The sequence below is a fragment of the Streptomyces sp. NPDC050388 genome (assembly GCF_040655635.1).
Lineage (GTDB): Bacteria > Actinomycetota > Actinomycetes > Streptomycetales > Streptomycetaceae > Streptomyces.
On record NZ_JBFAKH010000197.1, the window covers coordinates 1 to 4,834 of the forward strand.

Annotated in this window: 6 protein-coding genes; 3 read left to right on the plus strand and 3 right to left on the minus strand. The window is 68.8% G+C overall.

Annotated elements, in window-relative coordinates:
* Positions 1-111: 111 nt before the first annotated feature.
* On the minus strand, positions 112-858 hold the full coding sequence (locus AB0I73_RS40360) for an ABC transporter permease (protein WP_363045367.1): 747 nt from the start codon (positions 856-858) through the stop codon (positions 112-114).
* Positions 858-1,814: an ABC transporter ATP-binding protein gene (locus AB0I73_RS40365; RefSeq protein WP_363045371.1), complete on the minus strand. Its 957-nt coding sequence runs from the start codon at positions 1,812-1,814 to the stop codon at positions 858-860. Before AB0I73_RS40365 ends, AB0I73_RS40360 begins: the two co-directional genes overlap by 1 nt.
* Positions 1,815-2,081: 267 nt before the next feature.
* Here AB0I73_RS40365 and AB0I73_RS40370 point away from each other — a divergent pair, with 267 nt between their 5' ends.
* Both AB0I73_RS40370 and AB0I73_RS40375 read left to right on the plus strand, forming a co-directional pair.
* Positions 2,082-3,503 (plus strand): FAD-dependent monooxygenase, encoded by a 1,422-nt coding sequence (locus AB0I73_RS40370; RefSeq protein ID WP_363045368.1) that lies wholly within the window; start codon positions 2,082-2,084, stop codon positions 3,501-3,503.
* A gap of 96 nt (positions 3,504-3,599) precedes the next feature.
* A complete protein-coding gene (locus tag AB0I73_RS40375) occupies positions 3,600-4,145 on the plus strand; it encodes a YbaK/EbsC family protein (protein ID WP_363045369.1) in 546 nt (181 codons plus the stop codon).
* Between the two features lie 4 nt (positions 4,146-4,149).
* Here AB0I73_RS40375 and AB0I73_RS40380 read toward each other — a convergent pair whose 3' ends face one another.
* A complete protein-coding gene (locus AB0I73_RS40380; protein WP_363045370.1) occupies positions 4,150-4,332 on the minus strand; it encodes a BTAD domain-containing putative transcriptional regulator in 183 nt (60 codons plus the stop codon).
* Between the two features lie 306 nt (positions 4,333-4,638).
* Here AB0I73_RS40380 and AB0I73_RS40385 point away from each other — a divergent pair.
* The coding region (locus AB0I73_RS40385) for a methylmalonyl-CoA mutase family protein (RefSeq protein WP_363045372.1) at positions 4,639-4,834 on the plus strand (196 nt) is incomplete at its 3' end.

The following is a 4,834-nucleotide window of genomic DNA, read 5'->3' on the forward strand; positions in this document are numbered from 1 at the left end:
CCCGGCCCGGTCACCGTCGACCTCGCGCCCGTCACCGCCCGGATGAAACAGCGACCCCGTACGGGTGCCGCCCACGGCCATCTGTGTACCGATACGCTCTCGCGGCGCTGCTCAGGCCCTGCGTCCCGACCGCTGGTACGCGTACGTCGCGTACGCGCCGAACACCAGCAGCCAGGCAACCAGCACCACGACGGTGGTCAGGCCGGGTGCGTTGCCGTCGACGGTATCCCAGCCGAGCTGGCCGAAGCGGTAGCCGGGCGTCCACTCGGCCACCGAGGCCAGCCAGCCGGGGAACTCGGAGACCGGGAACCACAGACCGCCGATCAGGGCGAGCGCCAGGTTGCAGACGATGTTCGTGACGTTCGTGGTCTGCGCGGACATCTGGTAGCCGTTGGCGATACCGAGCATCGTGAAGGGCAGCGACCCCACCCACAGCAGCAGCGTCAGCACGATCCACTGCCAGAGGTCCAGCCGCACACCGTTGGCGATCATGGCCGTGAGCAGGACTACGACGATCGCCGGCAGCACCATCAGCGAACCGGTCACGGCACGCCCCAGGACGACCTGAGCGGGCGTGAGCGGGGTGATCCGCAACTGGCGCAGCCAGCCGACCGCCTTGTCCTCGGCGACGGCGGTACCGGATGTCAGACCGGCGCTCAGGGCACCGTAGGCGGCCAGGCCCACCATGGCCGTGACGGCCCACTCGGAGCCCGCGGACTTGCCGCCGCCGACATTCGTGAACATGACGTACATCAGCACCGGCGTACCGATGCCGAAGATGACGAAGCCGACGTCACGGAACGTGCGGCGCAGCTCCAGATTGACGTAACGGGACACCAGGGTGATGCTGCCGGCCATCACGCACCTGCCTTCGGGGACTGCACGGACGCGGAGGATGCGGAGGACGGAGCCGCGGAGGCGTGCGCGGTGAGACTGAGGAACGCGTCCTCCAGGCCCGCGGCGGCCACTTCGAGGCCGCGCGGTACGACCACCTGCGTCAGGTGGCTCACCGTCGCGTCCGAGTCGGAGGTGCGCAGCCGCACGCGGCCGTCGACGACCTCCACGGAGACGACACCGGGGAGCGTGTCCAGGTCGGCGGGCAGCGGGCCCGAGGGCAGGTCGAAGGACACCATGCTGCTCCCGACCGCGCGCTTGATCTCCGTGCTGGTGCCGTCGGCGATCAGCCGCCCACGGTCGATGACGACGATCCGGTCGGAGTTCTGGTCGGCCTCCTCCAGATAGTGCGTGGAGAACAGCACGGTCTTGCCGCGGTCGGTGAAAGTGCGCATCGACTGCCAGAAGGCCCGCCGCGCCTGCACGTCCAGCGCGGCCGTCGGCTCATCCAGGACCAGCAGATCAGGATCCCCGGCCAGCGCCACGGCGAAGCTGACCCGCTGGGCCTGGCCACCGGAGAGCTTGTCCGCACGCCGCCCGGCGAGCTCCGTCAGCCCCGCCAGGTCCAGCACCTCGTCCACCGGCATCGGCTTCGGGTACGTACCGGCCACGAACGACACCAGTTCACGGACCGTCACCCGGGAGACCGGCTTGAAGTCCTGAAGCATCGCGCCGACGCGTCCTTCGCGGACCGCGTGCAGCGGCAAGGAGCCGAACAGCTCCACCGTGCCGGAGGTTGGTTCGTCCAGTCCGAGCAGCAGGCCGATGGAGGTCGACTTGCCCGCGCCGTTGCGACCCAGCAGGGCGACTCTCTCGCCTGGCTCGATTATAAGATCGAGTCCGTCCACGGCGCGTACCGCGGCGAACTCCTTGACTGCGCCGGTGAATGCAACCACCGACGCCGTCCTGTGCGTTGTCATCATAGCGGTCACTCTATGAGGAGCGCCCCGTGCAAGGTAGCGGACATTTTGTGCAGTTCAGGTGTACGGAAAGTATCTCGGGGTCCGGCACCACCGCGATGAGCTGCACACTCCTCCCGGACACTTCCGAAAAGCAGGGGTCGCCCCTGTTCATCCCCCCTACCCACCCCTGAACTTCGAAGGGGCGCTCCGACGAGTCGATCGGCAAACCCTGCTCCTCGTACGTTAGCTGCCGATTTCACTCGGCGGGAAAGGGACTGATCAGAGATGGCCGGATACCGGCGGGTCGTGGTGTTGGGCGGAAGTTTTACCGGGATGCTCACCTCAGCGATGCTGGCCCGGCATTTCGACGAGGTGTTCGTCGTGGAACGCGACGAACACCCCACTGGGCCGGAAATGCGCAAAGGAGTTCCCCAAGCGCGGCACTGTCACATTCTGTGGTCCGGCGGTGCGCGAATCGCCGATTCTTACCTCCCGGGCATGACGGAAGGTCTGCTGGCCGCAGGCGCGCATCGCATTGGAATACCCGACGGGTTGATTTCCTTCACCCCCTTCGGGTGGCAGCACCGCTTCCCCGAGTCCGAGTTCACCCTCGCCTCCAGCCGTGCCCTGCTGGACTGGGTGATGCGCGAGAAGGCGTTGCGCAACGACCGGATATCGGTCCTGCCGCGTACGGAGGTACTGGGCCTCACCGGAGGAACGGACCGGATCACCGGGGTGCGGACACGCAACCGGGACTCGGGCGAGGAACGGCGTCTCGAAGCCGAGCTCGTCATCGATGCCACCGGACGCGGCTCGGCGATGCGGCGCTGGCTCGAGGAACTGGGCGTACCCGCGCCGCAGGAGGAGTCCGTGGACACGGGCATGGTCTACGCGACCCGGATCTTCCGGGCACCGGAGGCCGCCGGCTCGGGGTTCCCCCTGGTCAGTGTGCTCGCCGACTCCCGGCGCCCGGTCCCGGGCCGCGGCGCGGTCCTGATGCCGATCGAGGGCGGCCGGTGGATCGTCACCCTCTCCGGCACCCGCGGTGGCGAGCCGCCGGCCGACGCAGAGGGCTTCCTCACCTACGCGCGTGAAGGTGTCCGCCATCCGCTGATCGGCAACCTCATCACCGGCCTGGAACCGCTGACCGCCGTGCAGCGCTCACACTCCACGGTCAGCCGACGCCTGCACTACGACCGGCTGGCCGTCTGGCCCGAGGGTCTTGTGGTGATCGGCGACGCGACGGCCGCCTTCAACCCCGTCTACGGCCATGGACTGAGCGCCGCCGCGCGCAGCGTCGAGGCCTTCGAGAAGCAGATACGCAGTCGTGGGCTCGCCGCCGGACTCGGCCGTAGTGCCCAGCGGGCGATCGCCCGGGCCGCCGACGACGCCTGGATGATGGCGACCAGCAACGACGCGAGCTACCCGGACTGCCGCGTCGCCAGCACCGACCCGCGCCTGACCGACCCGGCCGCGCACCGGCGCGACTCCGACATGATGAGCAACCTGGCAACCCGCAACCGCGAGGTCAGCCGGGCGGCGCTCGCGCTGATGACCCTGTCGACGAGCATCGCGGAGATCCAGAACCCATGGCTGTTCGCGGCGCTGCGCCGCGGCCCCGAGGTCCCGCTGCTCACCGAGCCCCCGCTGCGCCCGGCGGAGTTCGCCTGCCTGCGCACCTCCGCCGCTGCCCCCACCACGGCATGACCGGAACTGTTGCGATCCGGCGTGCCGAGGGCCCGCCCCGAGCCCTCGACGTGCCATCTGTCGCGCCCGAACTCCCTTATGAATGAGGGGATCATCATGACACCCACCACGTCATCCTGGTCGCACACCCCGAACGGCACGGACGGCAGTACACGAACCCGCCTGCTGGACCTTCTCAAGAGCAACGGCGCCCGCTACCGGCTCATCGCGCACCCGCCCGAGGGCCGCACCGAGGTGGTGAGCGAGCTACGTGGGCACCCGCTGGAGCAGGCCGCCAAGTGCATCATCACGCGCGCCACGCTGACCAAGAAGAACTCCCGCTACGTGCTGGCCGTCGTCCCCGGCGACCGGCGCGTCGACCTGGGACGGATCCAGGAACTGTGCGGGGCGCGGCGGGTGTCCTTCGCCGACCGGGCCACCGCCGAGCGGCTGTCGGGCTGCGTCAGCGGCTCCATCGTGCCCTTCGCGTTCGACCCGGCACTGGAGCTGATGGTCGACCCCGATCTCCTCGTACACGAGGAGATCTTCTTCAACGCGGCGGACCTCGCCCTGTCCGTGGCCCTGAACGTGCAGGACTACGTGCGGATCGCGGCGCCCCGCAGGGAGCCGATCGGTGAACGTGCCACGGTGATGCCGACCTGAGGGCTCAGGCTGCGAAGAGGTCGAAGATGAAGGCGCGTTGGGGACCGAAAAAGATGTCGAGCCGGGGATCGACGGTGAGCACGGCCTGATGCGGACGCCGCAACTGCGGGGAGGGCTCGACACCGAGTTCCTGGATCAGCCGGACCCGCGGATGCCGGTGGATCTCCAGCACCGGCCCCGACCGCACTCTCGGCAGGCACCTGCAGCGGACAACCTCCGTGCCCGGACGCCGACGCAACCACAGAATGCAGGTCTGCACCGTCGTCAGCGCGCTCCGCGGCGGCCTGACCGACGGCGGAACGATCGACCCTCCATTGACCTCGGCACCCAACGGACCCAGAACCCGAATCTCCGAGCCATCACCCGCACGGCAGTGCGAGACCAACCACACCACCCACGAACTCAAGCACTCCTCCACCCTGCTCGGCCGGCCTGGTCGTAGTAGCTCAGGGGTGCTGTGGCCAGGAAACCCAGGCGGACAATCTTGAAGGACATCAGAACGACAGAGTCCGGACTGCCCATCGAACCGGTCTACGGGCCGGAGTCCCTCGAGGGCTGGGACCCGGCCGAGCAGCTGGGTGCCCCGGGGGCGTACCCGTTCACCCGGGGCGTGTACCCGACGATGTACACCGGCCGCCCCTGGACGATGCGCCAGTACGCCGGTTTCGGCACGGCGACCGAGTCCAACG

Coding starts and splice junctions, on each gene's coding strand:
- AB0I73_RS40360 (WP_363045367.1), bottom strand. CDS start 858: ATGGCCGGCAGCATCACCCTGGTGTCCCGTTACGTCAATCTGGAGCTG.
- AB0I73_RS40365 (WP_363045371.1), bottom strand. CDS start 1,814: ATGACAACGCACAGGACGGCGTCGGTGGTTGCATTCACCGGCGCAGTC.
- AB0I73_RS40370 (WP_363045368.1), top strand. CDS start 2,082: ATGGCCGGATACCGGCGGGTCGTGGTGTTGGGCGGAAGTTTTACCGGG.
- AB0I73_RS40375 (WP_363045369.1), top strand. CDS start 3,600: ATGACACCCACCACGTCATCCTGGTCGCACACCCCGAACGGCACGGAC.